Here is a 25,097-nt window from a genome sequence, read left to right on the forward strand (position 1 = left end):
TGCGGCGATGTGCTAAGGAATCGGTTATCGTCCATTGCGCATGATGGGGAACAAGCTGCGGGGGCAAGCGACGATTTTAATTTATAGAAAATTGCCGAAAGAGTTGCTAATCGTACGTGGTACATGCTATATTATGGCCAAATATAATTCTATTAAGCGTGAAGCACACGCCGTTTTCTCCCTCTGTGGGAGCAAGCGGCGTTTTTTTATTTTCTCTACATTTTGGAGGGATTCGGTATGGACGGATTTGAAGAGGAATTTGAGAGGTTTCTCGAAGCGCAGAAGGCAGCCGCAACGGGACAGCGAGGAGAAATGTTAAGTCGGAATTTGACCGGGACGAAGCTGCTCCTGAAACATCTGCTCCTTCCGGTATTCGGGAAGAGCGACGGGATGGTGTTGGAGTACGAAATGAAGGGTCCAATGGGAGTATCGGTTTTTGGAGATGTCGGTCTGCCGTGGCTGCGTTTGATTGTCGAAGAGGATTATTACATTACGCATGCGGAGAAAGTTACGCGTGATCGGTTCTCCTTTGAGAGGGCGCGGGCCCGCTCGGTTGCGGTGAACAGTTTTATCTATTTTCCGTACAGTCGGGACGAACTGGAGAAAAGGCCGGAAGAGTGTCAGCGCAGCTTGTATGAGCTGTTGGGGAAAATCGGCACGAAGGAAGGGACCGGTTTGATGAAGCTGCCCGTGTACGAACGGGAGGTGCTGAGGTGCGCGTGGCTGAGAAGAGAAACGTTTCGTCTGGGACATGTGAGCGAATGGCTGCTCCTTGGAAAAGAAACGAGCAGAAAGATCATCACGGAGATGCAGAAGAAGGAGCTTATTTGCTCCGTGGGCGGAAGCTCCAATCGCTGCTATGAATTTCACATTTCTGAGACGGCGCTGCAGCTTTTGATGAGGTTGATTTAACGTATGGAGGCCGCCATATCGAGCCAAGCAGCAATCGAGAATCTAAACATAGGAGGACAGACGAGAAGTCGAGCGATAATCGAGAAAACAAAAAACAGAAGAAGACAGCAGTAGAAATCAAGCAGCATCCCGAAAAAATAGGAGGGAGATAGCGGAAAGGCCCCGGAAAGGCCCAAGCAGCAATTAAATAAACAATTTTCTTGTGTTCCCGATGTCGGTGTGCTAAAATTCTATGGTGCGTGCAATCTGAGGATATGCAGGCTACAACCGCACTCCACCGGGTCGACAAGATCGGCGCTGCCCTGGCTTCCCTAAGCCGCGGCAACCGACACCCTATGAGGCGAGTCTTAGACATAAGGAGGTGCACCAGATGTACGCGATTATTCAAACAGGCGGCAAACAGTACAAAGTCCAAGCGGGCGACGTTATCTTCGTTGAGAAGCTTTCCGCTAATGCCGGCGACAGCGTAACGTTCGACCATGTGTTGGCCGTTTCCAAAGACGGAGGGCTGACGACGGGTTCCCCGACGGTTGCCGGAGCTTCCGTAACGGGCAAAGTCGAGCAGCAAGTCAAAGGCGAGAAGATCATCGTTTTCAAGTACAAGCCCAAGAAGAACTACAAGCGCAAGCAAGGCCATCGTCAACCGTATACGAAAGTGACGATCGAGAGCATCAAGGCATAAGAGAGGCTGCCGAGATGATCGCGATTACGATCGTGCGCAACGACGAGAAGGCCATCGTACGGTTTACCGTAACGGGGCATGCTTATTACAACGATCCCGGCAAGGATATCGTCTGCGCCGGCGTATCGGCCGTAACCATCGGAGCGGTCAACGCGATCGAGAAGCTGACGGGGCTCGTACCCGAAGCCGAGTCGAGATCGGGACTGCTTAAGGCGGAAGCTCCGCATAGCGCGGACCCTGGGCGGAACGATCAGGTCCAGCTGCTGCTGGAAGGAATGGTCGCCGCGCTCGAATCCATCGAGGAATCCTACGGCAAGTATGTAACTATAAAAGAAACCTTTGAACGAAAAGGAGGTTGACACCATGTTGAAGTTAGATCTTCAGTTATTCGCCTCGAAAAAAGGGGTCGGATCGACGAAGAACGGACGCGATAGCCACTCCAAGCGCCTGGGCGCGAAGAGAGCGGACGGCCAGGTCGTAACGGCCGGCAGCATCCTGTACCGCCAACGCGGCACGAAGATCCATCCGGGCACGAACGTCGGCATCGGCAAAGACGACACGCTGTTCGCTCTGACGGCGGGCGTCGTGAAGTTCGAGCGTCTGGGACGCGATCGCAAGAAAGTCAGCGTCTATCCTGTAGCGCTAGCTCCGGTAGCTGCTGCGGTTGAAGCTTAATAGAGCATCCAGAACCCCGGCCAATGCAAGTTGGTCGGGGTTTTTGCATGACGATTCGACGAGCCGCGTTTCGTTCGGAACGGCGTGGTGACGGGCGTTCCGCCATGGTATACTGAACGGGAGGAGCTTCCGGACGTCGACAGTTGAGGACATACGAAACGGGGATATAAGATGAGATTTGGGAAAATGTCACTGAAGGGGCCGGCGGCTCTCGCGTCGTTGGCTATGCCTGTCGCGGCTGTCCTGATCTGGCCTCGTTCATGGTGGGCGTTAATCGTATTCGTTCTATGGACCCTAGGAGTATTCGCCGGCTTGGCCGCGCGGCAGCGGAAGCAATATCGCGAAAACTGCGACAAGCTGCTGGCGCACGCGCAAGTCTCGACGATCCGCACGCTCAGCCATCATCGCCACGATTGGATGAACGAGCTGCAAATTTTATACGGGTATCTGAGGCTTAACAAGCTAGATAAAGCGGTCGACGTCGTGGACAGAATAAGAACGAAAATGGAGCAGGACAGCCGCGTATCGCAGCTTGGCTACCCGGAGCTGTCTTCGTATTTGCTGTCGTTTCGCACGATATGCGACACGATGCGTCTGGAAGTCGAGGTCGAGGACGGCTTAAGCCTGGACAAGCTGCCTCTGGAAGCCGAGAGCTTAAGCAGAGCGATCATCGGTCTGGTCAACGTGATTCGCTTCCGCGCGTCCGTGCCGCTGGCCGGAGAGAACGTGCTGCGCATGGAGCTGACGCAGGAGGAAGGCGGTGTGCTGAAAATCGTCATGAAATACTGCGGCGAATTGGCGGCGGCGGACAGCATAACCGAGGAATTGGAGAAATGCCTGCAAGGAACGGGACGATTGGCGCAGGGACTAGAGCCGGCGGAAAATTCGGCGCAAGCGAGGAAAATGGTGATCCATTTTCCGCCGTCGGCATAATGGAGTGAAGACAACATGTTTGTGGATAAAGCAAAAATATTTGTTAAAGGCGGGAACGGCGGCGACGGTCTCGTCGCCTTCCGCAGAGAATTGTATGTGCCGGAGGGCGGTCCTGCGGGCGGCGACGGCGGGAACGGCGGCGATGTCGTATTTCGCGTGGACGAGGGCTTGCGGACGCTGATGGATTTCCGTTACCAGAAGCATTTCAAAGCTCCCAGAGGGGAGAAGGGCCGCAACAAATCGCAGCACGGAGCCAACGCCGACCATATGATCGTTCGCGTTCCCCCCGGAACGATCGTCATGGACGACGATACCGGGGAAATGGTTGCCGACCTGACCAGGCACGGCCAGGAGGTCGTCGTGGCCAAGGGAGGCCGCGGAGGCAGAGGCAACATGCGGTTCAAGAGCTCGGTGAACACGGCCCCGGCGATCGCCGAAAACGGAGAGGAAGGCCAGGAGCGTTGGGTTACGCTGGAGCTGAAGGTGATGGCGGACGTCGGACTGGTCGGCTTCCCGAGCGTCGGCAAATCGACGCTGCTGTCGGTCGTATCGGCGGCTCAGCCGAAGATCGGCGCTTATCATTTTACGACGATTACGCCCAATCTGGGTGTCGTGGATTTGGATGAGGAGCGCAGCTTCGTTATGGCCGATCTTCCGGGTCTGATCGAAGGCGCCCACACAGGGGTCGGCCTGGGGCATGAATTTCTGCGCCATGTCGAGCGCACCCGCGTCATTCTGCACGTCGTCGACATGTCGGGGATGGAAGGCCGCGATCCGTTCGACGATTGGGTCAAAATCAACGACGAGCTGCGGCTGTACAACGCGAAGCTGGCAGATCGCCCGCAGATCGTCGCGGCCAATAAGATGGATATGCCGGAGTCGGAGGAGAATCTGGCCGTCTTTCGCGACCGGATCGCGGAGATCCGACCGGATATCGAGATTATGCCGATATCCTCGCTGACGAAGCAGGGCGTCCGGGAAATGCTGTACCGTGTCGCGGAGCTGCTGGAGTCGCTTCCGGAGATCACGGAACAGGAAGCGGACGAGCAGGCGGCGAAAGCCGAGGAAGGCGTTGTTTTCCGGTACGAGGCCGACGACGACATGGCGTTTACGATCGTGCGGGACAACGAAGTGTACGTCATCGAGAGCGAGGGCATCGAGCGGCTCATGCGCCGGACGCAGTTCAACTCCTACGAGGCGGTTATGCGGTTCGGACGCATTTTGCGCGGGCTCGGCATCGACGAGGCACTCCGCAAACGGGGAGCGAAGAACGGAGACACGATCCGTATCGGGAAATTCGAATTCGACTTTTTCGAAGGCGGGCAGGACGAGTATTTGTTCGAAGATAATTAGGAACGAGACGGCATCCAAGACTGCTGCGGGTTTAATCGACCTGCCGCGGTCTTTTTATTTGCTTCGACCGACGGATACTCTCGGGGATACCCGGACGGGCAGGCCGCTCCGCAGAGGGAGAGAGCCCGAAGAGCAAGACGGCTGTTAATTGCCTATTGCCCCAAGCCGCGCATTTCGCTATAATGTCCTCTATGTACACACATTCGTCTTTCTTGGGAGGACGCATCATGACGGAGCGTTATTTTGTCGTCCGCGAGGACTTGCTGCCCGAGGGGATTCTGAAGACGGAGCAGGCGAAGGAGCTGCTGCGGCGCGGCGATGCGGCAACGGTTCACGAAGCCGCGGAGCGCGTAGGCTTAAGCCGTAGCGCCTATTACAAATACAAAGACGGCGTTTATTTGCTCGAGCAGGCTTCGCGTGAATCGCTCGCGACATTGTCGATGGACCTGGAGCATCGCTCGGGGGTACTGTCCAAAGTGCTGGGAATTCTGGCTTCAAGCGAAGGGAACGTATTGACGATTTCCCAGTCGATTCCGCTCCAGGGCATGGCCAACGTCGTCATCTCCATCGACACGGGAGGAATGGGCGGAACGCTGCCGGAGCTGCTGGAGAGGCTTCGTTCCCAGGACGGGGTTAAACGGGCCAGCGTAATCGGACGCGGCTGAAAGGCAAATATAAAGAACGTTGACAGCGGGAAGCGGAGGAATTGGAATGAAGCCGATAAAAGTGGGGTTGCTGGGATTGGGTACGGTCGGGACGGGCGTCGTCCGCATCGTCGAAGGCCATCAGGAGGATCTGTCCAATCAGGCCGGTTCGCCGATCTCGATCTCGCAAATTCTCGTCAAGGATCGGAACAAAGGGCGCAATCTGCCCATCGATCCGTCGAAGCTGACGGAAGACCCGTGGGAGATCGTGCGCAACCCGGAGATCGACGTTATCGTCGAAGTGATGGGCGGAATCGGTCAGACGAAGGAATATATTCTCGAAGCGTTGGAGCGCGGCAAGCATATCATTACGGCCAACAAGGACCTGATGGCGCTGCACGGGCAGGAGATTTTGGAGAAGGCGCGGGAAAAAGGCTGCGACGTGCTCTACGAAGCAAGCGTCGCGGGAGGCATCCCGATCATCCGTACTTTGGTCGAAGGCTTTTCCTCGGACCGGATTACGAAAATCATGGGCATCGTCAACGGCACGACCAATTATATTTTGACCAAGATGAGCCAGGAGGGCGCGGCTTACGCCGAAGTGCTGAAGGAGGCCCAGGACCTCGGATACGCGGAAGCCGATCCGACCTCCGATGTCGAAGGGCTGGACGCGGCGCGCAAAATGACGATACTGTCTTCGCTCGGCTTCCGCTCCAATGTCGCTCTCGAGAATGTCAGCGTCAAAGGGATCAGCGGAGTGACGCAGGAGGACATTCGGTACGCGAAGCGGCTCGGCTACGAAGTGAAGCTGCTCGGCATCGCGGAGCGTCAGGACGATCTGATCAGCGTAAGCGTGCAGCCGACGATGATCAAGACAAGTCACCCGATCGCTTCCGTGAACGGCGTCTTTAACGCCGTATACGTGCATGGCGAAGCGGTTGGCGAAACGATGTTCTACGGAGCCGGAGCCGGCGAGCTGCCTACGGCGACGTCGGTCGTCGCGGATCTGGTCGCCGTGATCAAGAACATGAAGCTTGGCGTCAACGGCCGTCAGGCCCAATTGACCTATAACGTGATGAAGCTGAAGTCGGACGAACAGATCGCTTCGAAGTTTTTCCTGCTGCTGCACGTGGAGGATAGGGCCGGGGTGCTCGCGCAGATCGCCCGTGTGTTCTCGGACTGCGACGTCAGCATCGAGTCGGTCATGCAGCCTTCGACTCCGCACCAATCGACGACGGAAATTATCATTATTACGCATATCGCCAGCAAGAAGGCGATGGACGAAGTGCTGCGGGAGTTCGAAAACCTGTCCTCCGTGAAGAGAATCAAGAGCGTCTATCGCGTCGAAGGCTGAAATCAGACTTAAAGGAGCTTTAATATGCAAGCAGCAACCGCAACTGGCGTTCGCTCCGAGCTTGGCCGCGTCGTCGTCCAAGTGCCGGCGAGCACGGCCAACCTGGGGCCGGGCTTCGATTCGCTCGGCATGGCCTTATCCCTGTTTTCCTGGGTCAGCATGGCTCCTTCGGAGCAGACCCGAATTACGCTCGTCGGAGATCATCTCGAAGGCGTGCCCGAGAACAAGACGAATTTAATCTACGAAGTGGCGCAGGCCGTCTTCCGCAAGGCGGGGGTTGACTTGCCGGAGCTGGAGATCGGAATTCGCAGCGACATTCCGTTGACCCGGGGTCTGGGAAGCAGCGCATCCGCAATCGTAGGCGCGCTCGTCGCCGCCAACGCGTTGGCGGGCGGGGCGCTGACGGACGACGAACTGTTCCAGATGGCCACGGAGCTGGAGAAGCATCCGGACAACGTCGGCGCCTCCTTGTTCGGCGGCATCGTCGTCGCGTCCTGGGACGGCGAGCGAGCCGATTACGTGCGGCTTGAACCTCCGGCGGGACTGGAAGTAATGGCGGCGATTCCCGAATTCGAGCTGGCGACGAAAAAAGCCCGGAACGTGCTTCCGGAGCAGGTGTCGATGAAGGATGCGGTGTTTAACGTCACGCACAGCTCCTTGCTGACGGCCGCTCTGGCTTCGAGAAGGCTGGACCTGCTGGCTCGCGCCATGCGGGACCGCCTGCATCAGCCGTACCGCGCGGCGCTGATCCCCGGCATGGAGACGATCCTGCGGGAGGCGACCGGTCACGGCGCGCTGGGGGCGGTGCTGTCCGGCGCGGGGCCGACGTTGCTGCTGCTTGCGGATACGGCGCAAATTGCGGACGGAAGGCTTGCGGCCTTCGTCGAGAGCGTCATGGCCGCGGAAGGAATCCGGGTCGACGCGCGCTGGCTGAAGCCGTGCCTGCACGGCCCGCAAGTCCGGCGCATCGGGAAGAACGATCCGGAAATGGGTCTGGACCCGCAATCGTACCTGCAGAGCATTCAAGCGGAGGTGGGCGTATGAGCCGGAAAAAATCCGTAGCCGTGCTGCCGCAAAGCACCGTATCGGACGAGGCCGTTCGTTACTTGTTTCGGAACGAAGACGTGGAATTCGTATATTGCAAAATGATCTCGGACGTATTCCAATCGACGGCGAACGGCCACACCGATTGGAGCGTGATCCCGATCGAGAATACGATCGACGGGTCCGTGAACCTGCATACGGACTGGCTCGTTCATGAAGTGGACTTGCCGATTCGCGCCGAATGGGTGTACCCGTCGATTCAAAACTTGATCGGATGGGGCTCGGAGCTGAGCGGCGATAACGGCCGCTGGGACCCGGCCAAAATCGTCAAAGTGATGAGCCATCCGGTCGCCATGGCGCAGTGTCTGCAATTCATCCGCGCCAATCTGCCGCATGCGGAGCTCGAGACGCTCAGCAGCACGTCGGAAGCCGTGCGCATGGTCAAGAACAATCCCGGCAAGGGCTGGGCGGCGCTCGGTACGAGGCTGGCCGCGGCGGATATGGGCTTGGACGTTCTGGAGCAGGGCGTGACCGACCACGACAACAACTACACGCGGTTTCTGCTCGTCGGCCGCACGCCTTACGAGAACAAGGAAGCGACCGCGCAGAAGACGAGCGTGCTGATCACGCTGCCCGAGGATTATCCGGGATTGCTGCACCAGGTGCTGTCGGCGTTCGCCTGGAGAAAGATCAACCTGTCCAAGATCGAGTCCAGGCCGACGAAGAAAAAGCTGGGCACGTACTATTTTTATATCGATATCGCCTATGCTCTCGACTCGGTGCTGCTCCCCGGAGCGCTTGCCGAAATCGAGGCGCTTGGCTGCCAGGTACGGCTGCTCGGCTCTTATCCGAGCCTGCCTTACGAGCCGGCGAAAGCCGGGAACGGCTCCTCTTCGCGATAGTTCACAAGATCCGGCGCGCCGACAGGCGGCCGGATTTTTGCCGTAATAGATGTCAAATGCCCAGAACCTGCATAGGATGTAAGGATTGCGCGAGGGCATTCGCCCGGTCGTGAACGATTTTATCACTATCAGGAGGGAACGGCGTGAAAATCCATATCGTTAAACAAGGGGATTCGCTGTATTCAATCGCCCAGAAATACGGCGTGTCGCTGGAAGACGTTTTGAAAGCCAATCCGGGCATCAGCAATCCCGACGTGATCGACGTCGGAATGAAAGTGAAGATTCCGACCCAGCCGAAGACGGCGCTTGGCGTCATTCACCAGCATATCGTCAAGCAGGGAGATACGCTGTGGAAGCTGTCCAAGGCGTGGGGCATCCAGCTTACCGATTTGATCAAAGCGAATCCGCAGCTTAAAAATCCGAACGCCCTGCTCACCGGCGAAGTGGTCAACATTCCGCAAGCTTCTTCGCCGGAGGACGGTTCGGCGGCAGCGATGCCCGGCAAGGCCAACACGGGCGTCGCTGCGGGAGCGGGCACGGAAAAAGGAAAAGCCAATACGGCCGTCAAGCCGCAAGAGACCGCTCCGATCGTCGAGGAGACTCCGGCGCCGATAGCGGCGCCTTCGAAAGTCGTTCCGAAGCCGGAAACGAAGCCGATTTACGGAATCGAAGTTCACGAGCAGGTCGAGTATATTCATTATCCGGTCAAAATAGGCGGCGAGCAGGCCGAGTATTCCATGCCGCATCAAGGCTACGGGATGGAGCATCAAGGCTACGGGATGCCGGCTCAGGGGTACGGCATGGAACAGCAAGGCTACGGGATGCCGGCCCAGGGGTATGGTATGGAACAGCAAGGCTACGGGATGCCGGCTCAGGGGTATGGTATGGAACATCAAGGTTACGGGATGCCGGTTCAGGGGTACGGCATGGAGCATCAAGGTTACGGGATGCCGACTCAGGGGTACGGGCATGGGCATCAAGGTTACGGGATGTCGTATCCGGGCGTGGGAGCGCAGCAAGGGTATGCCGATCAAGGCTATGCGGATCAGAGCTACGGCAGCGGCTATGCGCAGCCCGCGGTCGCGGGAACGGAGTGGCAAGGCGGATACGGGTCGCCGTCCGCGGTCTCCCCGCTTGCCGGAGGCGTTCCCGCGAATTTGGGCGGCTTGTACGGGCAGCAGGATATTTCCTACAGTCCGCCGGATGCCGCTCAAATTCACGGCTCGATGCCGGGGGGAGGCTCCTCCGGATGCAAGTGCGGCTCCAAGTCGACGCTGCCCGGCAACATCTATGCTGCCGAAGCTTACGCGAACGCTGCGGGGGTTAGCGAGATTCCGTATGGGCAGACGCCTTTTGTCGCGGGAGCGCAGACCGCTGGCGCAGAGATGTCGGGCGGCTACGGCGTGAATGCGGGGATGGTAAGCCCGATGTCGAGCGGCTATGGCTCGAATGCGGGGATGGTAAGTCCGATGTCGAGCGGCTATGGCTCGAATGCGGGGATGGTGAGTCCGGCGTCGAGCGGCTATGGCTCGAATGCGGGGATGGTAAGTCCGGCGTCGAGCGGCTATGGCTCGAATGCGGGGATGGTAAGTCCGATGTCGAGCGGCTATGGCTCGAATGCAGGGATGGTAAGTCCGGCGTCGAGCGGCTATGGCTCGAATGCAGGGATGGTAAGTCCGATGTCGAGCGGCTATGGCTCGAATGCGGGGATGGTAAGTCCGATGTCGAGCGGCTATGGTTCGAATGCGGGGATGGTGAGTCCGGCGTCTGGCGGTTTTCCGGGCATGCAGCCCGGGTACGGATATGGAACGCAGATGGGGGAAATTCCGGTCGGCTTTAACCCGATGGCCGAAGGGCTGCCGGGAGTGATGGGAGGAGCTTATGGCGCCCCGTCCTACTACGCCCCGGGTTACGCCGGAGATTTTCCCGCCATTCCGCCGATGCCGGGATTTCCCGCGATCCCTCCGATGCCTCCGCTGAGAGACAGTTTGAACGAGCAAAGATCCTCTGTCGACGAAGCGGATGAGGAGGTCGAGATCAAAGCGGCCCCGTCTTCCAAGAAACGCCAGACCAAGCCGAAGTCCAAGTCGGCTGCGGCGCGGGCGAACAAATCGAAACGCAGAGAAAGCATGCCCTGGATAAAATGGTAATCGGAACGCATAGCCCCGGAATCCCCAGGCAACACTAGAGAAAAACGAAGAGAAGGGGATTCCGGTGTCTCGCTTCCGTATTTTCAAAGAACTGAAGAAATCGTTAAAGAGAAAACGCCGTCACGTCTTGTCGCTGGGAATGATCGGATTCGCTTTCGTTCTGGCGGCGCTCGCGGGAACATGGATCGCGGATCGGGTCGTAACCGATATGAGCCTGGAGGTCGTTCAGCCCGCTGAAGCGTCGCCGGTCTGGCCGGACCGGCCGACCGCTTCGGAGCTGTCGAGCCGCGATCAAGCGCTGCTCGCGCTGCAAAAGCGTCAAGGCGAAGTCGAGCTCGTCCTTCATCGCTCCTACCTATGCGGCGAAGAGATCCGGCAGCTCGGCAGGCATTCCGCCGTCGAAGCGGCCGAGCTGCTCAAGTCCCATCGGGAATGGGGCGCGAATCTCGACGCCTCCGGAAAGCTGACCGTGCGGGAAGAGGTGGACGACCTGTCGCCGCAATGCCGGAAGACGGCTTACATCGGGGTGGATAACGATGGCAATCTGTCCTTGTTCGACGGGCCGCCGTGGAAGGAAAAGGTGATCCGCACTTTTTTTCAACTGGACGTGGACATGCTTGAATCCCGACTGGGGGACGATCGCGTTCGCGAATTGGCCGAGGGTATTCGCGTATCGGACAAGGACGAGTACAACAGCGTGCTGTCCACCTTTAACGAGTATGCCGCCAGCTTACGGTCTCAAGCGAAGCCTCATCCCTGACCCGCGCTAATCTGTCGGCGCGTTCAAACTCTGCCCTTGATAATCTGGCGGAGGATAGGGGGCGAGCAGTCGCAATCCGTCCTCCAGCAGCGGCAGGAAGAGAATAGCGGCATAGGAGCAGGCGCCTTTTGGGGCGTCTTTTTCTTTTTTTGAGGCGGTGAAGCTTACTGGGAGGGGGCCTTGTCATGACCTTAAATAAGCTTGCTCTGCGGTTTAATTGCGCCAAATTCCTTATCAACATCGGCCTTAAGCCCGTCCCGCAGCCTTATTGCGTCAAACCCTTCGCCAACATCGGCCTTAAGCCCATCCCGCAGCCTTATTGCGTCAAACTACTCACCAACATCGGCCATAAGCCCGTCCCGCGGTCTTATTGCGTCAAACCCCTCGCCAACATCGGCCTTAAGCCCTTCCCACGCTTCTATCTGCCCACTAGCCCCCCGCAAGAATTGTTGCAAGGCGCGGCGACGACATGTCGATGCCGGCCCGGTTGGCGCGTAATCCCGGATTATGGGAGTCGGGTTTGCGGAGTGTTCTTTAGTCTCTTTCAAATCCGCAAAGCGATTGCGCAGGCTTTGTGTTCTCCTTCTGTTCTCATGGGCAGGAACTTTTGCTATAATGAGGAGTATTATTTCTACATAGAGTCGCTAGGGCGTGTATGCAAACCCGCTCAGGGGCATCTATCACCGCCTTTTCGCCTTCTGCTGCGTCACTTTTGCTTGACGTACCCCCGGTACGCCTTCACAAAAGTTCCTTGCATGGAACGAAAATTCGGTAATATCTGTTATCCTCGGAGTATGCATACACGCCCTAGATTAGAGAAGCTGGAATCGAGGGATCGTTTCATGAGGGTGTTGGGAATCGACCCTGGGATAGCCATTATGGGATTCGGGTTTATCGACAAGACGGGACATAAGCTGACGCCCGTGCAGTACGGATGCATCGAGACGGCGGCCGGCACGCCGCAGGAGACGAGACTTAAGCAAATCTATGAGTCCGTATGCGACTTGCTGGATCAGTATAAACCGGATACGGTAGCGGTCGAAAAGCTGTTTTTCAACAAAAACGTAACGAACGCGTTCAGCGTCGGACAAGCCCGCGGCGTGTTTATGCTGGCTGCGGCCCAGCGGGGACTGCCGATCGCGGAGTATACGCCGATGCAGGTGAAGCAGGCGGTTGTCGGTTACGGCGCCGCCGAGAAGAGACAAGTTCAGGAAATGGTCAAAATGCTGCTTAAGCTATCCGCCATCCCCAAGCCGGACGATGTGGCCGACGCGCTCGCGGTCGCGATCTGCCACGCCCACTCTATCGTCCTGAATGAGAGAATGAATGGAGTGACGCGTCGGTGATCGATTATTTGCGGGGCAAGGTTGCCCACGTAGAGTCGGAGTACGTCGTATTGGACGTGCGCGACATAGGCTATCAAGTATTCACGCCCAATCCGTACGGCCTGGCCAAAACCGACGAGCCGGTGCAGCTGTTTACTTACCATCACGTCCGCGAGGACGCGATGCAGCTGTTCGGCTTTACGACGAGGGACGAGCAAGCGCTGTTCCGGAGGCTGCTGGAGGTGTCGGGCATCGGCCCGAAGGTGGCGCTCGGCGTGCTGGCCGGAGGCCGGCCGGAGAACGTCGTGGCAGCGATTCAGCAGGAGAATCTCGCTTTTCTGACCAAGCTCCCCGGCATCGGCCGGAAAACGGCGCAGCGAATGATACTCGATCTGAAGGACAAGCTCGGCACGATCGACAGCCGCTGGGCCGTCGCCTCGATGATCGACCTGCAGCAATCCCAGGCCCAGCCGGAGGAAGGCGGGTCATCCTGGGCGGCCGCGCGCGAGGCGCTTGCGGGGCTCGGTTACAAGGAAGCGGAGATGGACAAGGCCTGGCTGTCCATGAAGGAGCGGGTGACCGGCGAGGAGTCGCCGGATACGCTGATCAAGCTCGCGCTGCAGCAATTGTTCCAGGGATAATCGGCAAGCGGGAGAGGAGGCCGGAGCAATGGAAGAGGAGCGTATCGTCACCGCGCATCTGATGATGGAGGACCAGGCGGTGGAGTACAGCTTGCGCCCTCGCTACTTGGCGGAATATATCGGCCAATCGCAGGTGAAGGACAATCTGAAGATTTACATAGAGGCGGCCAAAATGCGGCGGGAGCCGCTCGATCACGTGCTGCTGTACGGTCCCCCGGGGCTGGGCAAGACGACGCTGTCCAACATTATCGCCAACGAGCTTGGCGTTCATATTCGTACGACAAGCGGGCCGGCGATCGAGCGTCCGGGCGATCTGGCGGCGATTCTGACGAATTTGCAGGAAAACGACGTGCTGTTCATCGACGAGATCCATCGTCTGCACCGGACGGTGGAGGAGGTGCTGTATCCGGCGATGGAGGACTTCGCGCTCGACTTCATTATCGGCAAAGGCCCGAGCGCGCGTTCGGTTCGGCTCGACCTGCCGAAGTTTACGCTGATCGGCGCGACGACGCGGGCGGGACTGTTGTCCGCGCCGCTCCGGGATCGCTTCGGGGTCGTCAGCCGGCTGGAGTATTACGGTGAGGACGAGCTGAGCTTTATCGTGACGAGAACGGCGGAAATATTCGGAGTCGGCATTATCGGAGAGGCTTCCCGAGAGATCGCCAGACGCTCCAGAGGGACGCCAAGAATCGCGAACCGCCTACTCAAGCGCGTTCGCGACCATGCCCAGGTCAGGGGAGACGGGATTATAACGGAAGAGGTCGCGCACGATGCCCTGGAACGCATCCAGGTCGATCCGATGGGCCTCGACAGCATCGACCACAAGATGCTCCGCGCGATGATCGTCAGCTTCGGAGGGCGTCCGGTCGGCGTAGATACGCTGGCGGCTTCGATCGGGGAGGAAAGCCAGACGATCGAGGACGTCTACGAGCCGTATTTGATGCAGATCGGATTTCTTCAACGCACGCCGCGGGGAAGAATCGCAACGCCGGCGGCGTACGGGCATCTCGGACTGCCTATGCCCGACTCGGGGCGTTAACGGCAGGCCATCGCCCGCCCAGACCACAACAAGACCGGAGGTAACGTTATGAACCCAAGCGCAGCAGAGAAGACAAGACCGTCCCGCCTGCTTTTGTTCGCCCTGCTCTCCGCCGTGCTGGCGCTGAGCTCGTCGCCGATCGTCGCGAAGGCCGCGGTCGCCGTGCCGGATACGATTCGCGTCGCGCTGTTCCTGAACCTCGGAGCGAGCAAGTATCAAGCAATTACCTCGACGGCAACGCTATCCTCCGCCGGGGGGATGAGCCTGGCGTGGAGCGACGGCCAAGCGAGCTTGCCGATCGGAACCGTGCCGGCCAATCGCGCGGCGATCTTCGCGATGGACGCTTATCGCGCGCTTGTGCTCGAAACGGCGGATTACAACGCCGCGCTCGCTTCGCTGAAGAAAATCCAGGTGTCCTCGAACGCGGGAACGATCGTCCAGCTCGCCAAGTCCGGCAAAACCGTCTACCAGGTAACGGAAGGGGCTTACTCCAGCGCTGCCGGGGCGAGTGCCGCGCTGTCCAAATGGACAAGCGCCGGAGCGGCGTCGGGCCCGGCGCTCTCGAAGGCGCGGGTGGTCGGCCCGTGGGCGGTCGAAACGGGAGCCTACGCGAGCCTGGCGGAGGCGCAAGCGGCCGCCGACCGGCTCGGAGGCGCCGGCCTGGAAGCGTTCGCCGCGCTCAAGCCGCTTGGCGGGGCCGTGCAGTACGTCGTGCGGATCGGGCAGGAACAGGACGCCTCCAAGCTGGGCGAGCTGCGGCAGACCGCAGCGGCCGCGGGGGCGGCCAACGCTCGGGTGCCCGAAGCTGCGGAAGCTTATGCGGCGCTTCGCCAGACGGTCCCGCAGGCGGACGCGGAGGCGACGCTGTACGCGCTGCCCGCCGGAGCTTCGGCCGTCATCCGCGCCGAGCCTGCGGGAGCGGACGGCATTTTGCTGGCCGAACGCAGCAAGAGAACGTACCGGGGCAGCCTGGAAATCGGAATCTTGAACCAATCGTTGTCCGTCGTGAACGAAGTCGGTCTGGAGTCGTACCTGTATTCCGTCGTCGGCGTCGAGGTGGGCCAGAGCTGGCCGCTCGAGGCACAGAAGGCTCAGGCCGTCGCGGCCCGCACGTACGCGCTGTTCAGCGGAACGGGCTTCCAGATCGCGAACGTCGTGGACACGACGGTAAGCCAGGCGTATTACGGAATCGACTCGGAGAATCCGAATTCGACCGCAGGCGTGGATGCGACGGCGGGAGAAGTGCTGACTTACGGGGGCAAGCTGATCAACGCGGTCTTTTCCGCCAATGCGGGGGGAAAAACGGCCGACAACAACAGCGAAATCTGGGGCGGGGACCAGGCCTATTACTCTCCGGCGGTAACCAGTCCGGACGAAGGACCGGGAGAAGGCAAGCTCGATTGGTTTCATGTCGCCTTGTCGAACGGCGTGAACGGTTATGTCCGGTCCGACCTGCTCGAGGACAGCGGCCGCAAGCACGACAGCGGCGCGAAGCTGCTGCGGGTCGTCGGAGACGGAGTCGCGGTACGCTCCAAGCCGCAGATCGTCAGCACGGTAGAGCCGCTTGCGCGGCTTAACGCGGGCGAGCTCGTCGTGGAGCTTAAGCGGGTTCCCGAGTACAACGACTTCAGTTGGATCGAGGCGCCGGCGACGCCGGAGCAATTGCTGGATTCTCTCAACAAAAGGGCGAAAACGCCGATAACCGGCCCGCTGCGCACGCTCGAGGTGACCAAGCGCGGCCCGTCGGGACGGATTACCGAGGTGAAGGCGAACGGAGCCGTCGTGGACGTCGGGGTCGGCGACAACTGGCGCAGCGCGCTCGGCGGCGTCAAAAGCACGCTGCTCTCGATCGAGGAGACCGGACGGTATACGATTGCCGGCGGAGACGGCAAAACCCGCGAGGTCTCCGGGCAAGGCGGTTCTTTGCAGGTTGCGGGAGCCGACGGCAAGGCGCGGGCTTTGTCCGGTCCCAACGTATATGTGATGGACGGGGACGGAGTCTTGCGGGCCGGAACGACCGCCGCAGGCTTCGTGATCTCGGGCAACGGCTTCGGCCACGGCGTGGGAATGTCCCAATGGGGCTCTCGCGGGCTGGCCGAGCAAGGGTATGACTACCAATATATCCTGAAATACTACTATCAGAACGCGACACTCGAAAAGGATGCCAAGCGATGAACGTTAGCGATTACGATTTTGAACTGCCGGAGTCTTTGATCGCGCAGACTCCGCTGCCGGAAAGAACCTCGTCGCGTCTGCTTGTGCTGGACCGGAAGACGGGCAAGGCGGAGCATCGCGGGTTTACCGACTTGGCGGAATACTTGCAGCCGGGGGACACGCTTGTGCTCAACGACACAAGAGTGCTCCCGGCGCGTCTGTTCGGCGTCAAAGCCGATACCGGGGCCAAGGCGGAGCTGCTGCTGCTTAAGCGGATCGAGGGCGACCGCTGGGAGACGCTCGTCCGTCCGGGCAAAAAGCTGCATCGCGGAGCTCGGATCGTTTTCGGTCCGGTCGATCGTCCGCTGCTGTCCGCGATTGTGGAGGAAGAAGGCGAGCTTGGAGCGCGAATCGTCCGCTTCGAATATGAAGGCATCTTTAACGAGCTGCTGGACCGGCTGGGCCATATGCCGCTGCCTCCGTACATTAAAGAAACGTTGGCCGATCGCGAGCGCTATCAGACCGTCTATTCCCGCAACGAGGGCTCGGCCGCGGCGCCTACGGCGGGGCTGCATTTTACGAAAGAGTTTCTGGACCGGCTGCAGGCCAAGGGCGTCAAGCTGTGCCCGATCACGCTGCATGTCGGGCTCGGCACGTTCCGTCCGGTATCGGCGGAGACGATCGAAGAGCACGAAATGCATGCCGAGTGGTATTCGGTGAGCGAAGAGAGCGCCGGACGGCTTAACGAGGCGAAGGCGAGCGGCGGCAGAATCGTCGCCGTCGGCACGACTTCCGCCAGAACGCTGGAGACGATCGGACAACGCTTCAAAGGCGGCCCGGTCGAAGCGTGCAGCGGCTGGACGAGCATTTTTATTTTCCCCGGTTACGAATTCACGATGGTCGACGCGCTGCTGACGAATTTCCATCTGCCCCGCTCCACGCTCGTAATGCTGGTCAGCGCGCTGGCCGGCAGAGAAAACATTCTCGGCGCTTACCGGGAAGCGATCAAGCGGGAGTACCGGTTTTTCAGCTTCGGGGACGCCATGTTTATTACCTAGGCAATCGCATCGCCTGACTTGCAGGCCACTATTTATCATCCGAAAGGAATTTCCCTACAATGGCAGTCAAATACGAATTGATCAAAACCTGCGCCCAGACCGGAGCGCGGCTCGGCAGGCTGCATACGCCGCACGGCGTCATCGATACGCCGACGTTCATGCCGGTCGGCACGCAGGCGTCCGTCAAAGGAATGAGCCCCGAAGAGCTGAAGTCCCTCGGCGCGCAAATTATTCTGAGCAACACGTACCACCTCTTCCTTCGTCCGGGCCACGAGCTGGTGAGAGAGGCGGGGGGCTTGCACCGGTTCATGAATTGGGATCGCCCGATCCTGACGGACAGCGGCGGCTTCCAGGTGTTCTCGCTGAGCGAAATGCGCAAAATCACCGAAGAAGGCGTGGAGTTCCGCTCCCATATTAACGGCGATAAGCTGAGCTTAACCCCGGAGAGCGCGACGCATGTTCAGAACGCGCTGGGCGCCGATATTATGATGGCTTTCGACGAGTGCCCGCCTTATCCGGCGGAGTACGAATACGTCAAGCAGTCGACCGAACGGACGAGCCGCTGGGCCGAAAGATGCCTGAAGGCGCACGAACGATCGCACGATCAGGCGCTGTTCGGCATCGTTCAAGGCGGCATGCACAAAGATTTGCGTAAAATGAGCGCCGCGGATTTGACTTCCCTTGATTTTCCGGGGTATGCTATTGGTGGACTAAGCGTGGGCGAGCCCAAGGCGCTCATGTACGAAATGTTGGAAGAGACCGTTCCGCATCTCCCTGCAAGCAAGCCGCGGTATTTGATGGGCGTCGGTTCACCGGATGCCCTGCTTGAAGGAAGCATTCGCGGCGTGGATATGTTCGATTGCGTTCTGCCGACGCGGATTGCCCGCAACGGAACGCTGATGACGAGCCAGGGCCGAATGGTCGTCCGCAACGCCAAGTACACGAACGATTTTAGTCCGCTCGATCCGGAGTGCTCCTGCTACGCTTGCCGCAACTATTCCCGCGCTTATATTCGCCACCTGATTAAAGCGGACGAGATGTTCGGACTCCGCCTGACGACCATACATAATCTTCACTTTTTGGTTCAATTGATGGTTCAGGTGCGCGAGGCGATCCGGGAAGATCGGCTGGGGACGTTCCGCGACGAATTTTTCGAGAAATACGGCATGGCTCGCAACGAAAGCGGTTTTTAAGAGAGGGGGGAAAACGACATGTGGTTGGCAGACTCGGCAGCCGGCGGAAACATCTGGATGACACTGGCGCCTTTTATTCTCATGTTCGCCATTTTCTATTTCCTGTTGATCCGTCCGCAGCAGAAGAAGCAGAAGCAGCGCGGAAGCATGCTGAACGCTTTGAAGAAGGGCGATAAAGTGGTGACGGTCGGCGGATTGCACGGCACGATCGCGGAAATTACCGACGATACGGTTGTGCTCAAGGTGAACGACGTGACGAAGCTGACGTTCGACCGTTCTTCCGTGAACAACATCACGGCAAAGACGGAAACGCCGTCGCTGGAGAAGTCCTGATTGTTCGCAGCAACCGATAACGCCCTGGCGTAAAAGAAAGCCTTCCCTGCCGATCTTGTCGGCGTGGAAGGCTTTTTTTCTGTTGGATGAGTGGTCACGACTCCACGGAAGGCTCGAGCTTGTCGCGCGCCGGCACGACGGCGTTCGAACGGGCTCTGTTTTCGGCCCATGCCCCGAGCTTCAATCCGACGTAAACGCTGAATGCGGCAAGCGCGACCCCGGCCACCATGTCGGTAAACCAATGAATGCCGAGATAGAAGATCGAGAAAACGATGACGATCGCGTTAATCCAGGCGAAAATCGTCCATCTCCGGATGCCGGATTTGCTCGCGAGCAAAGCCAGAGTGACGGAAAGGGAAGTATGGAGACTCGGAAAGCAGTTGTTCAAGCCGGATAACGAGCGATAATGCTGCTCGAATGTCGGAAAGACGTTGAGCATCAGAAATTGGATTTGCGGATTCGCATGCCAGGCTTCGTTAACGGGGACGAACAAATAAAAAGGAACGGCGAGCAAATAGTTCAACAAGATGGCGATGCAGATGGCGTAATAAAGCTTCATGTTTCGCACATAGGTGTAGATGCCGACCGACGCGATCATCGTCGCCTGAAACAGCACCAGGTAGAAGACCGCGCATATCGCGACCAGCGCGTCGGAACGAAGGGTGTTCTGCAAGCCGGCTTGCCAGGCCCCTTCCCATCCGATCATCGCGGCGGTGAGATCGTAGGAGATATCGATCCAGTTTTCGAGATGCAGCTCGTACTTGTTCAAGAGCAGAATCGCCAGAACCGCGACGAAGAAAAGCAAATACTTGCGGGATTGAATCAACGCTTTGACGAAGGCCCATGCGACCGCAAGGGGCTGTCGGCCCGTGCCGTACCAGATCAGAACGGCAACCGCGAAAGCCGTGGAATAGGCTATTGCCGACATGTTGTGAAATAGGGTCATGATGCATCCTCCGAGCACGATGTTAACAAGCACCAGGCTATTATATCACATTGTCGGAGCTTTCACCCATCAGCGGGATTTCGTGCCAGAACCGGCGTTTACGCCGATCATCCCGCCCAAGGCTCCGGCCAGGCAGGCGACGAGCAGCAGGATCGGCACCGAGGACGACCAGCCGGCGTCGGTCGCCAGAAAGCTGACTGCGAGCAGCAGCACGGCGTACAGCAGGCCGTTGGCAAAGCCGAAATACCAGCCCTTGCGTCCGGATTTTTTGGCGGATACGAAGCCGCCCGCCATCGTGGCGAAGCCGTGCACGACGAACACCCAAGGCAGCATGTTCGATTCGTTTAAGGAAGGGCCGGTCAGCAGGACGGACAGGATCAGAGCGCCGATCGCCAGCCATATTCCCGACCAGTACAAGCCGGAAGCAACGGGAGAAGCATTGCGCAGCCCGAAGATGCGGGATAACGTACTCAATGCCGATCACTCCTAACGAAATAGGTTTTGTATCAGCTTATGGCGGCGAAACGGTTCCTAGTACAGGCCCGCATCGATTTTTCCGGCGGGGACGACGAAGGTTACCATATTTTCCGCAGGCTAGAACGGAATGAGAGGCTTGAACGGCGGTGACACTAAAGGTCCGAACTACCTTACCTGGCATGCGCCGCGCAGCGACGGACTGACGCGCCGGGGCGAAACGCGGAGGGAAACATGGAAATGACGGCGATATTGCTTCGGACGATCTTCATGTATTTCTTCATATTCCTGGTCATGAGAACGATGGGCAAGCGGGAAATCGGCAAGCTGTCGGTGTTCGATCTGGTGATCTCGATCATGATCGCGGAGATTGCCGTGCTCGCCATCGAGTCGACGGAAAAAACGTTGATGATGGCCATGACGCCGATCGTGCTCCTGGTGCTGATCCAGATCGGGAGCGCCTTCCTGTCCCTGAAGAGCCGAAAGATGCGGCTGTTGTTCGACGGGAAACCGAGCGTCCTGGTCCAGAACGGGCATTTGAACCGGAAGGAAATGCTGCGTCAAAGATACAACCTGGACGATCTGATGATTCAATTGCGGGAAAACCAGGTGGCCGATCTCCAAGAGGTCAAGCTGGCCGTGCTGGAATCGACGGGCAAGCTGTCGGTCATTCTGAACGACCGGAGCGGCGGAGAAAGCTCAGACTCCCCGGAAGCCTCCGATACCGCCGGAACGAAAGCCGGAGCGGCGCCGAAATTTCGCTACGAGCTGCTCCCTATGCCCCTCATTATGGACGGGCAAGTTCAGGACGATAATTTGGAGAAGCTGGGCAAAACCCGATTTTGGCTGAAAAGCGAGCTCCAGCAGCACAACGTGGACAGCTTTAAACAAGTGTTCATGTGCAGCATCGATCATAAAGGCAAACTGTATGTGGACAAGAAATAGCGGTCAACAGCTTGCCCGTATGGCTCAAGACGAATTTCGGGGAGGCAGGAAGCGCCTGATAATCGGCACGCGGGCGATATCCTCCCGGGCGATCAGCCTGAACGGGACGAGCAGCAGCACGTAGACGACGATGCCGGTCGCGCCGGCAGCGGCAAGGTTGGCGGGGCTGGGGCCGAACCAGTCGAATTCCCATATGCGCAGCGTCGCCGCGCTCATGACGATCATCGCGGCGGTCACCTTGAGAAAATCGAGAGAATGCATCCGAAAGCCGGTCAGGCGGGCAACGCTGATCCAGTGCAGCAGCGTGACGAGCATCATGTTGATTCCGATCGCGATGACGACGCCGACGATGCCGAGCTCCGGGTCGGTCGCGAGCCGCACGATCAGCACAAGCTTTACGGCCGCTCCGGCGAACGTATTGAATAGAGCGGTTCCGGGACGATTAAGCGCCTGCAGCGAGGCTTGCAGCGGGGCCTGCATATACAGGAATATCGCCAGCGGGGCCATCCACCTGAGCATGTGCGCCATCGAGTCGTCCCCGTAGAGCAGCTTGCAGACCGGAGCGGCCATCAGCGAGAGCAGCACGACGAACGGCGCTCCGGTAATGACGGCCAGCTTCATCGACTGATGCAGCCGCGCGTGGATCGTCGCCCAATCGCCTTTGGAAGCGGCTTCGGACAAGGAGGGCACGAGCGATACGGCCAAGGAGTAGGTCAGCGCGCCCGGCAGCAGCAGCAGCGGAATGACCATGCCTTGCAGCGCGCCGTACTGGGCGGTCGCGGCGGCTGTCGCGACGCCCGCGATCGTCAGGCTGCGGACCGTCAGGATCGATTCCAGCAAGTAGGAGAGGGAGCCGATCATTTTGCTGCCGGTGACCGGAACGGCCGTGTTCAGCAGCTCGCGGAGATAGCTGCGTTTGGCGTTCTTGCCGGCGTTCTCGGCCGGGGCGGCGGGCTCTTGGCCGCGGTCGCGGACGTATTGCCGCCACAGTACGAGCAGGCCGGCGCATTCCCCCGCCGCCATGCCGATTACGCCTCCCGCTGCCGCCATCTCGAGACCGTAGGGCAGCAGCAGCCAGGCGAGCAGCAGCGTAAAGACGATGCGGCACACCGTCTCCGCGGTCTGGGACATGGCGGTGGGGATCATGTTCTGCTTCCCCTGGAAGTAGCCGCGCCAGACGGAGGAGACCGCGACGAGCGGAAGCATCGGTATCATGGCGAGGAAGGCGGTATGCACCCGGGAATCGGTCATGATCCGCGTCGAGATGAACTCGGACAGGGACAGACAAGCCGCCGCCGCGACGAGGCTGATCCCGACCGATATCGTCATCGCGATTCTGAGAATTCGGCGCACGCCGGACGAATCGCCTTTGGAGTCGGCCTCCGCCACCAGCTTGGCCACCGCAAGCGGAATCCCGCCGGATATGAGCGTCAGCAGCACAACCGTGAAGGGGAAAACGAGCTGGATCAGCCCGACGCCCTCCGCTCCGATCATTCGCGGCAGCGCGATGCGGGGAATGAAGCCGAGCACCCGGTTAAGCAATCCGGCCGCCAGCAGGATCATGGCGCCCTGGATAAAAGATTGTTTGCGCAAGCTCAAAGAAATCCCTCTTCCCTGGCATGGGGTTAGTCCAAATGTATGGGGCTAGTCCATATGTATGCGGAGGTTGATCTTCTTCATGCCTTTGGCAGGAAATCGGGCGCGAACGGAGAAAGAATAGTAATCTGGTTTTTTCTGTGGCCGGAATAGCGGTCTGCCAGACCGTTAACGGGCCGGTTATCGGTGGAACGGCCGAATAGCGGTCTGCCAGACCGTTAACGGGTCGGTTACCGGTGGAACGGACGATTAGCGGTCCGCCAGACCGTTAACGGGCCGATTATCGGTGGAACGGCCGAATAGCGGTCCGCCAGACCGTTAACGGGCCGGTTATCGGTGGAATCGCCGAATAGCGGTCTGCCAGACCGTTAACGGGCCGGTTACCGGTGGAACGGACGATTAGCGGTCTGCCAGGCCGTTAACGGGTCGGTTATCGGTGGAACGGACGATTAGCGGTCCGCCAGACCGTTAACGGGCCGATTATCGGCGGAATCGCCGAATAGCGGTCTGCCAGCCCGTTAACGGGCCGGTTATCGGTGGAACGGCCGAATAGCGGTCCGCCAGACCGTTAACGGGCCGGTTATCGGTGGAACGGCCGAATAGCGGTCTGCCAGACCGTTAACGGGTCAGTTACCGGTGGAACGGACGATTAGCGGTCTGCCAGACCGTTAACGGGTCGGTTATCGGTGGAATCGCCGAATAGCGGTCTGCCAGACCGTTAACGGGCCGGTTATCGGCGGAATCGCCGAATAGCGGTCCGTCAGACCGTTAACGGGCCGGTTATCGGTGGAACGGCCGAATAGCGGTCTGCCGAAGGCAGTCAGCCGCTCGAATTGGCCTGCGCAGAGGCCCGCCGGGTCGCAAACGACGGGCAGTTGGAGTGGTGTTGTGCGATTTCTTCAAGTTTGTGTGTGCGAATGGGTCAGTACTATAGTTTTTTGAGCGTCCTTTTCAAGAGGATGATAGGGAATAACAACGTCGACATACATCAGGGCAGGAGGGAATCGCTGTTGGAAGAGCATGAGAATACACGATCGGCCGGCTTGATTTCGCAGAACGATTCGACCGCGCGGGACAATGAGGCCGTCCGCGGGGACGAGGCCGTACAAGTACAAGGCGCTGCTGACACGAAAAGCGATGCAGACGTACAGGACAATGCGGACCTACGGAATGTTGCGGGCACGCGAGGCGACACGGCCGACTCACATGAGGCCGAGGGTGCGCCGGACGGAGCAGACGGACGCGACGACGCGCTCATGCAAGATCAGGCGGATGTGCAAGACGAAGCCATCGCACGGGATGACGCAGGCGAAGGAGACGATGCGGTAAAGGAAGAGGAATCGATCTACCAAGAGGACGGGACCGTGCAAGGCGATACTTCTGAGCAAAGCGACGAGGAAACCTATGAGGACGAGGTAGTCGCCCGTGACGACAGCGCCGTACAAAACGAAACACACATACAAAACGATGCATTCACGCATAACGACATGACCGAACGAGAAGACGACAGCGCCGCGCAGCACGAGGCGAACGTCCAAGATGACAAGGGAGTCGCTCAAGACGACAACGCCGCGTATGCCGTAGAAAACGCGCGGCCCGTCGCGAACGATTCGATCGGCGAGCCGGACAGGGGCGAATCGTACGTGGCCGAGCCGTACCGGGCCGAATCGTACGAAGCCGAGCCGGATCGGGCTAAATCGTACGAGTCAGAGCCGGAGCCGCTCTTGACCGAGGACGAGCTGAACGATACGATCGCGCAGCTGTGCCGGAGCAAAGCGGAGGAGTTTCATCTGATCGGCTACGACCAGGTGAGCGGGGAAGACGTGTGGGAATGCGTCAGCGACAAGTACCATAAGAAGGGGGTTCCGTCCCTGCACGAAATCGTCAACGACATTTTATCCCTGAAGGTTACGCAGTTCATGAACTTCATTACTCTCAATATGTATAGAGGCGAATATCGCAAGTGACGGCGCGGACTACCCCG

The 25,097-nt window shown here is 59.0% G+C and carries 24 protein-coding genes and 1 other annotated feature; of the genes, 21 read left to right on the forward strand and 3 right to left on the reverse strand.

Annotated features, from left to right (window positions below):
• Positions 1-237: 237 nt before the first annotated feature.
• From ACFFT4_RS29890 to yajC, 19 genes are all read left to right on the forward strand, one after another.
• A complete protein-coding gene (locus tag ACFFT4_RS29890; protein ID WP_378052784.1) occupies positions 238-912 on the forward strand; it encodes a hypothetical protein in 675 nt (224 codons plus the stop codon).
• 255 nt (positions 913-1,167) lie between these two features.
• Positions 1,168-1,270: a sequence feature (ribosomal protein L21 leader region), on the forward strand.
• Positions 1,271-1,282: 12 nt separating this feature from the next.
• Positions 1,283-1,594 (forward strand): 50S ribosomal protein L21, encoded by a 312-nt coding sequence (gene rplU, locus ACFFT4_RS29895; protein ID WP_378052785.1) that lies wholly within the window; start codon positions 1,283-1,285, stop codon positions 1,592-1,594.
• A 14-nt stretch (positions 1,595-1,608) separates the two neighbouring features.
• A complete protein-coding gene (locus ACFFT4_RS29900) occupies positions 1,609-1,953 on the forward strand; it encodes a ribosomal-processing cysteine protease Prp (RefSeq protein WP_378052786.1) in 345 nt (114 codons plus the stop codon).
• Positions 1,954-1,957: 4 nt separating this feature from the next.
• Positions 1,958-2,269, forward strand: coding sequence for a 50S ribosomal protein L27 (gene rpmA, locus ACFFT4_RS29905; protein WP_378052787.1), 312 nt, complete (start codon positions 1,958-1,960; stop codon positions 2,267-2,269).
• Positions 2,270-2,455: 186 nt separating this feature from the next.
• On the forward strand, positions 2,456-3,202 hold the full coding sequence (locus ACFFT4_RS29910; protein ID WP_378052788.1) for a Spo0B domain-containing protein: 747 nt from the start codon (positions 2,456-2,458) through the stop codon (positions 3,200-3,202).
• Positions 3,203-3,217: 15 nt separating this feature from the next.
• Positions 3,218-4,555, forward strand: a complete 1,338-nt coding sequence (gene obgE / locus ACFFT4_RS29915; protein WP_378052789.1) for a GTPase ObgE — start codon at positions 3,218-3,220, stop codon at positions 4,553-4,555.
• A 227-nt stretch (positions 4,556-4,782) separates the two neighbouring features.
• Positions 4,783-5,220, forward strand: coding sequence for an ACT domain-containing protein (locus ACFFT4_RS29920; protein WP_378052790.1), 438 nt, complete (start codon positions 4,783-4,785; stop codon positions 5,218-5,220).
• Between the two features lie 46 nt (positions 5,221-5,266).
• Positions 5,267-6,553, forward strand: coding sequence for a homoserine dehydrogenase (locus tag ACFFT4_RS29925; RefSeq protein ID WP_378052791.1), 1,287 nt, complete (start codon positions 5,267-5,269; stop codon positions 6,551-6,553).
• A 24-nt stretch (positions 6,554-6,577) separates the two neighbouring features.
• Positions 6,578-7,597 carry a homoserine kinase gene (gene thrB / locus ACFFT4_RS29930; protein ID WP_378052792.1) on the forward strand — a complete coding sequence of 340 codons (1,020 nt, stop codon included), beginning with the start codon at positions 6,578-6,580 and terminating at the stop codon, positions 7,595-7,597.
• On the forward strand, positions 7,594-8,499 hold the full coding sequence (gene pheA / locus ACFFT4_RS29935) for a prephenate dehydratase (RefSeq protein WP_378052793.1): 906 nt from the start codon (positions 7,594-7,596) through the stop codon (positions 8,497-8,499). The genes thrB and pheA overlap by 4 nt, the downstream gene beginning before the upstream one ends.
• A 143-nt stretch (positions 8,500-8,642) precedes the next feature.
• Entirely contained in the window at positions 8,643-10,649 is a 2,007-nt protein-coding gene (locus ACFFT4_RS29940; protein ID WP_378052794.1) for a LysM peptidoglycan-binding domain-containing protein, read from the forward strand.
• A gap of 64 nt (positions 10,650-10,713) precedes the next feature.
• Entirely contained in the window at positions 10,714-11,409 is a 696-nt protein-coding gene (locus ACFFT4_RS29945; RefSeq protein ID WP_378052795.1) for a BofC C-terminal domain-containing protein, read from the forward strand.
• 842 nt (positions 11,410-12,251) lie between these two features.
• A complete protein-coding gene (gene ruvC, locus ACFFT4_RS29950) occupies positions 12,252-12,755 on the forward strand; it encodes a crossover junction endodeoxyribonuclease RuvC (protein WP_378052796.1) in 504 nt (167 codons plus the stop codon).
• A complete protein-coding gene (gene ruvA / locus ACFFT4_RS29955; protein WP_378052797.1) occupies positions 12,752-13,375 on the forward strand; it encodes a Holliday junction branch migration protein RuvA in 624 nt (207 codons plus the stop codon). The genes ruvC and ruvA overlap by 4 nt, the downstream gene beginning before the upstream one ends.
• Positions 13,376-13,403: 28 nt before the next feature.
• Positions 13,404-14,414 carry a Holliday junction branch migration DNA helicase RuvB gene (gene ruvB / locus ACFFT4_RS29960; protein WP_378052798.1) on the forward strand — a complete coding sequence of 337 codons (1,011 nt, stop codon included), beginning with the start codon at positions 13,404-13,406 and terminating at the stop codon, positions 14,412-14,414.
• Between the two features lie 48 nt (positions 14,415-14,462).
• The gene (locus ACFFT4_RS29965; protein WP_378052799.1) at positions 14,463-16,589 is read left to right on the forward strand and encodes a SpoIID/LytB domain-containing protein; all 2,127 of its coding nucleotides are present in this window, start codon (positions 14,463-14,465) and stop codon (positions 16,587-16,589) included.
• Complete coding sequence (queA, locus tag ACFFT4_RS29970; RefSeq protein ID WP_378052800.1) at positions 16,586-17,626, forward strand: tRNA preQ1(34) S-adenosylmethionine ribosyltransferase-isomerase QueA; 1,041 nt, start codon at positions 16,586-16,588, stop codon at positions 17,624-17,626. The genes ACFFT4_RS29965 and queA overlap by 4 nt, the downstream gene beginning before the upstream one ends.
• Before the next feature lie 59 nt (positions 17,627-17,685).
• Positions 17,686-18,819, forward strand: a complete 1,134-nt coding sequence (gene tgt, locus ACFFT4_RS29975) for a tRNA guanosine(34) transglycosylase Tgt (RefSeq protein WP_378052801.1) — start codon at positions 17,686-17,688, stop codon at positions 18,817-18,819.
• 18 nt (positions 18,820-18,837) lie between these two features.
• Positions 18,838-19,152 (forward strand): preprotein translocase subunit YajC, encoded by a 315-nt coding sequence (gene yajC, locus ACFFT4_RS29980; RefSeq protein WP_378052802.1) that lies wholly within the window; start codon positions 18,838-18,840, stop codon positions 19,150-19,152.
• Positions 19,153-19,246: 94 nt separating this feature from the next.
• Here the strand turns inward: yajC and ACFFT4_RS29985 are convergent, their stop codons facing one another.
• Both ACFFT4_RS29985 and ACFFT4_RS29990 read right to left on the reverse strand, forming a co-directional pair.
• The gene (locus ACFFT4_RS29985) at positions 19,247-20,098 is read right to left on the reverse strand and encodes a phosphatase PAP2 family protein (protein ID WP_378052803.1); all 852 of its coding nucleotides are present in this window, start codon (positions 20,096-20,098) and stop codon (positions 19,247-19,249) included.
• A gap of 69 nt (positions 20,099-20,167) precedes the next feature.
• Entirely contained in the window at positions 20,168-20,572 is a 405-nt protein-coding gene (locus tag ACFFT4_RS29990) for a TIGR04086 family membrane protein (RefSeq protein WP_378052804.1), read from the reverse strand.
• A 234-nt stretch (positions 20,573-20,806) separates the two neighbouring features.
• Between ACFFT4_RS29990 and ACFFT4_RS29995 the strand changes: the two genes are divergently transcribed.
• Positions 20,807-21,517, forward strand: coding sequence for a DUF421 domain-containing protein (locus ACFFT4_RS29995; RefSeq protein WP_417291704.1), 711 nt, complete (start codon positions 20,807-20,809; stop codon positions 21,515-21,517).
• Positions 21,518-21,541: 24 nt separating this feature from the next.
• Here the strand turns inward: ACFFT4_RS29995 and spoVB are convergent, their stop codons facing one another.
• Positions 21,542-23,110: a stage V sporulation protein B gene (spoVB, locus tag ACFFT4_RS30000; protein WP_378052835.1), complete on the reverse strand. Its 1,569-nt coding sequence runs from the start codon at positions 23,108-23,110 to the stop codon at positions 21,542-21,544.
• 1,013 nt (positions 23,111-24,123) lie between these two features.
• On the opposite strand from spoVB, the gene ACFFT4_RS30005 reads away from it, so the two are divergent.
• Positions 24,124-25,080, forward strand: a complete 957-nt coding sequence (locus tag ACFFT4_RS30005) for a post-transcriptional regulator (RefSeq protein WP_378052806.1) — start codon at positions 24,124-24,126, stop codon at positions 25,078-25,080.
• Positions 25,081-25,097 lie beyond the last annotated feature (17 nt).

This window comes from Cohnella cellulosilytica, from assembly GCF_042431195.1.
In the GTDB taxonomy this organism is placed as follows: Bacteria; Bacillota; Bacilli; order Paenibacillales; family Paenibacillaceae; genus Cohnella; species Cohnella cellulosilytica.

Coding starts and splice junctions, on each gene's coding strand:
- yajC (WP_378052802.1), top strand. CDS start 18,838: ATGTGGTTGGCAGACTCGGCAGCCGGCGGAAACATCTGGATGACACTG.
- ruvB (WP_378052798.1), top strand. CDS start 13,404: ATGGAAGAGGAGCGTATCGTCACCGCGCATCTGATGATGGAGGACCAG.
- ACFFT4_RS29995 (WP_417291704.1), top strand. CDS start 20,807: ATGGAAATGACGGCGATATTGCTTCGGACGATCTTCATGTATTTCTTC.
- thrB (WP_378052792.1), top strand. CDS start 6,578: ATGCAAGCAGCAACCGCAACTGGCGTTCGCTCCGAGCTTGGCCGCGTC.
- obgE (WP_378052789.1), top strand. CDS start 3,218: ATGTTTGTGGATAAAGCAAAAATATTTGTTAAAGGCGGGAACGGCGGC.
- tgt (WP_378052801.1), top strand. CDS start 17,686: ATGGCAGTCAAATACGAATTGATCAAAACCTGCGCCCAGACCGGAGCG.
- ACFFT4_RS29925 (WP_378052791.1), top strand. CDS start 5,267: ATGAAGCCGATAAAAGTGGGGTTGCTGGGATTGGGTACGGTCGGGACG.
- ruvC (WP_378052796.1), top strand. CDS start 12,252: ATGAGGGTGTTGGGAATCGACCCTGGGATAGCCATTATGGGATTCGGG.
- pheA (WP_378052793.1), top strand. CDS start 7,594: ATGAGCCGGAAAAAATCCGTAGCCGTGCTGCCGCAAAGCACCGTATCG.
- queA (WP_378052800.1), top strand. CDS start 16,586: ATGAACGTTAGCGATTACGATTTTGAACTGCCGGAGTCTTTGATCGCG.
- ACFFT4_RS29965 (WP_378052799.1), top strand. CDS start 14,463: ATGAACCCAAGCGCAGCAGAGAAGACAAGACCGTCCCGCCTGCTTTTG.
- ACFFT4_RS29920 (WP_378052790.1), top strand. CDS start 4,783: ATGACGGAGCGTTATTTTGTCGTCCGCGAGGACTTGCTGCCCGAGGGG.
- ACFFT4_RS29890 (WP_378052784.1), top strand. CDS start 238: ATGGACGGATTTGAAGAGGAATTTGAGAGGTTTCTCGAAGCGCAGAAG.
- rplU (WP_378052785.1), top strand. CDS start 1,283: ATGTACGCGATTATTCAAACAGGCGGCAAACAGTACAAAGTCCAAGCG.
- ACFFT4_RS29900 (WP_378052786.1), top strand. CDS start 1,609: ATGATCGCGATTACGATCGTGCGCAACGACGAGAAGGCCATCGTACGG.
- ACFFT4_RS29985 (WP_378052803.1), bottom strand. CDS start 20,098: ATGACCCTATTTCACAACATGTCGGCAATAGCCTATTCCACGGCTTTC.
- ACFFT4_RS29910 (WP_378052788.1), top strand. CDS start 2,456: ATGTCACTGAAGGGGCCGGCGGCTCTCGCGTCGTTGGCTATGCCTGTC.
- rpmA (WP_378052787.1), top strand. CDS start 1,958: ATGTTGAAGTTAGATCTTCAGTTATTCGCCTCGAAAAAAGGGGTCGGA.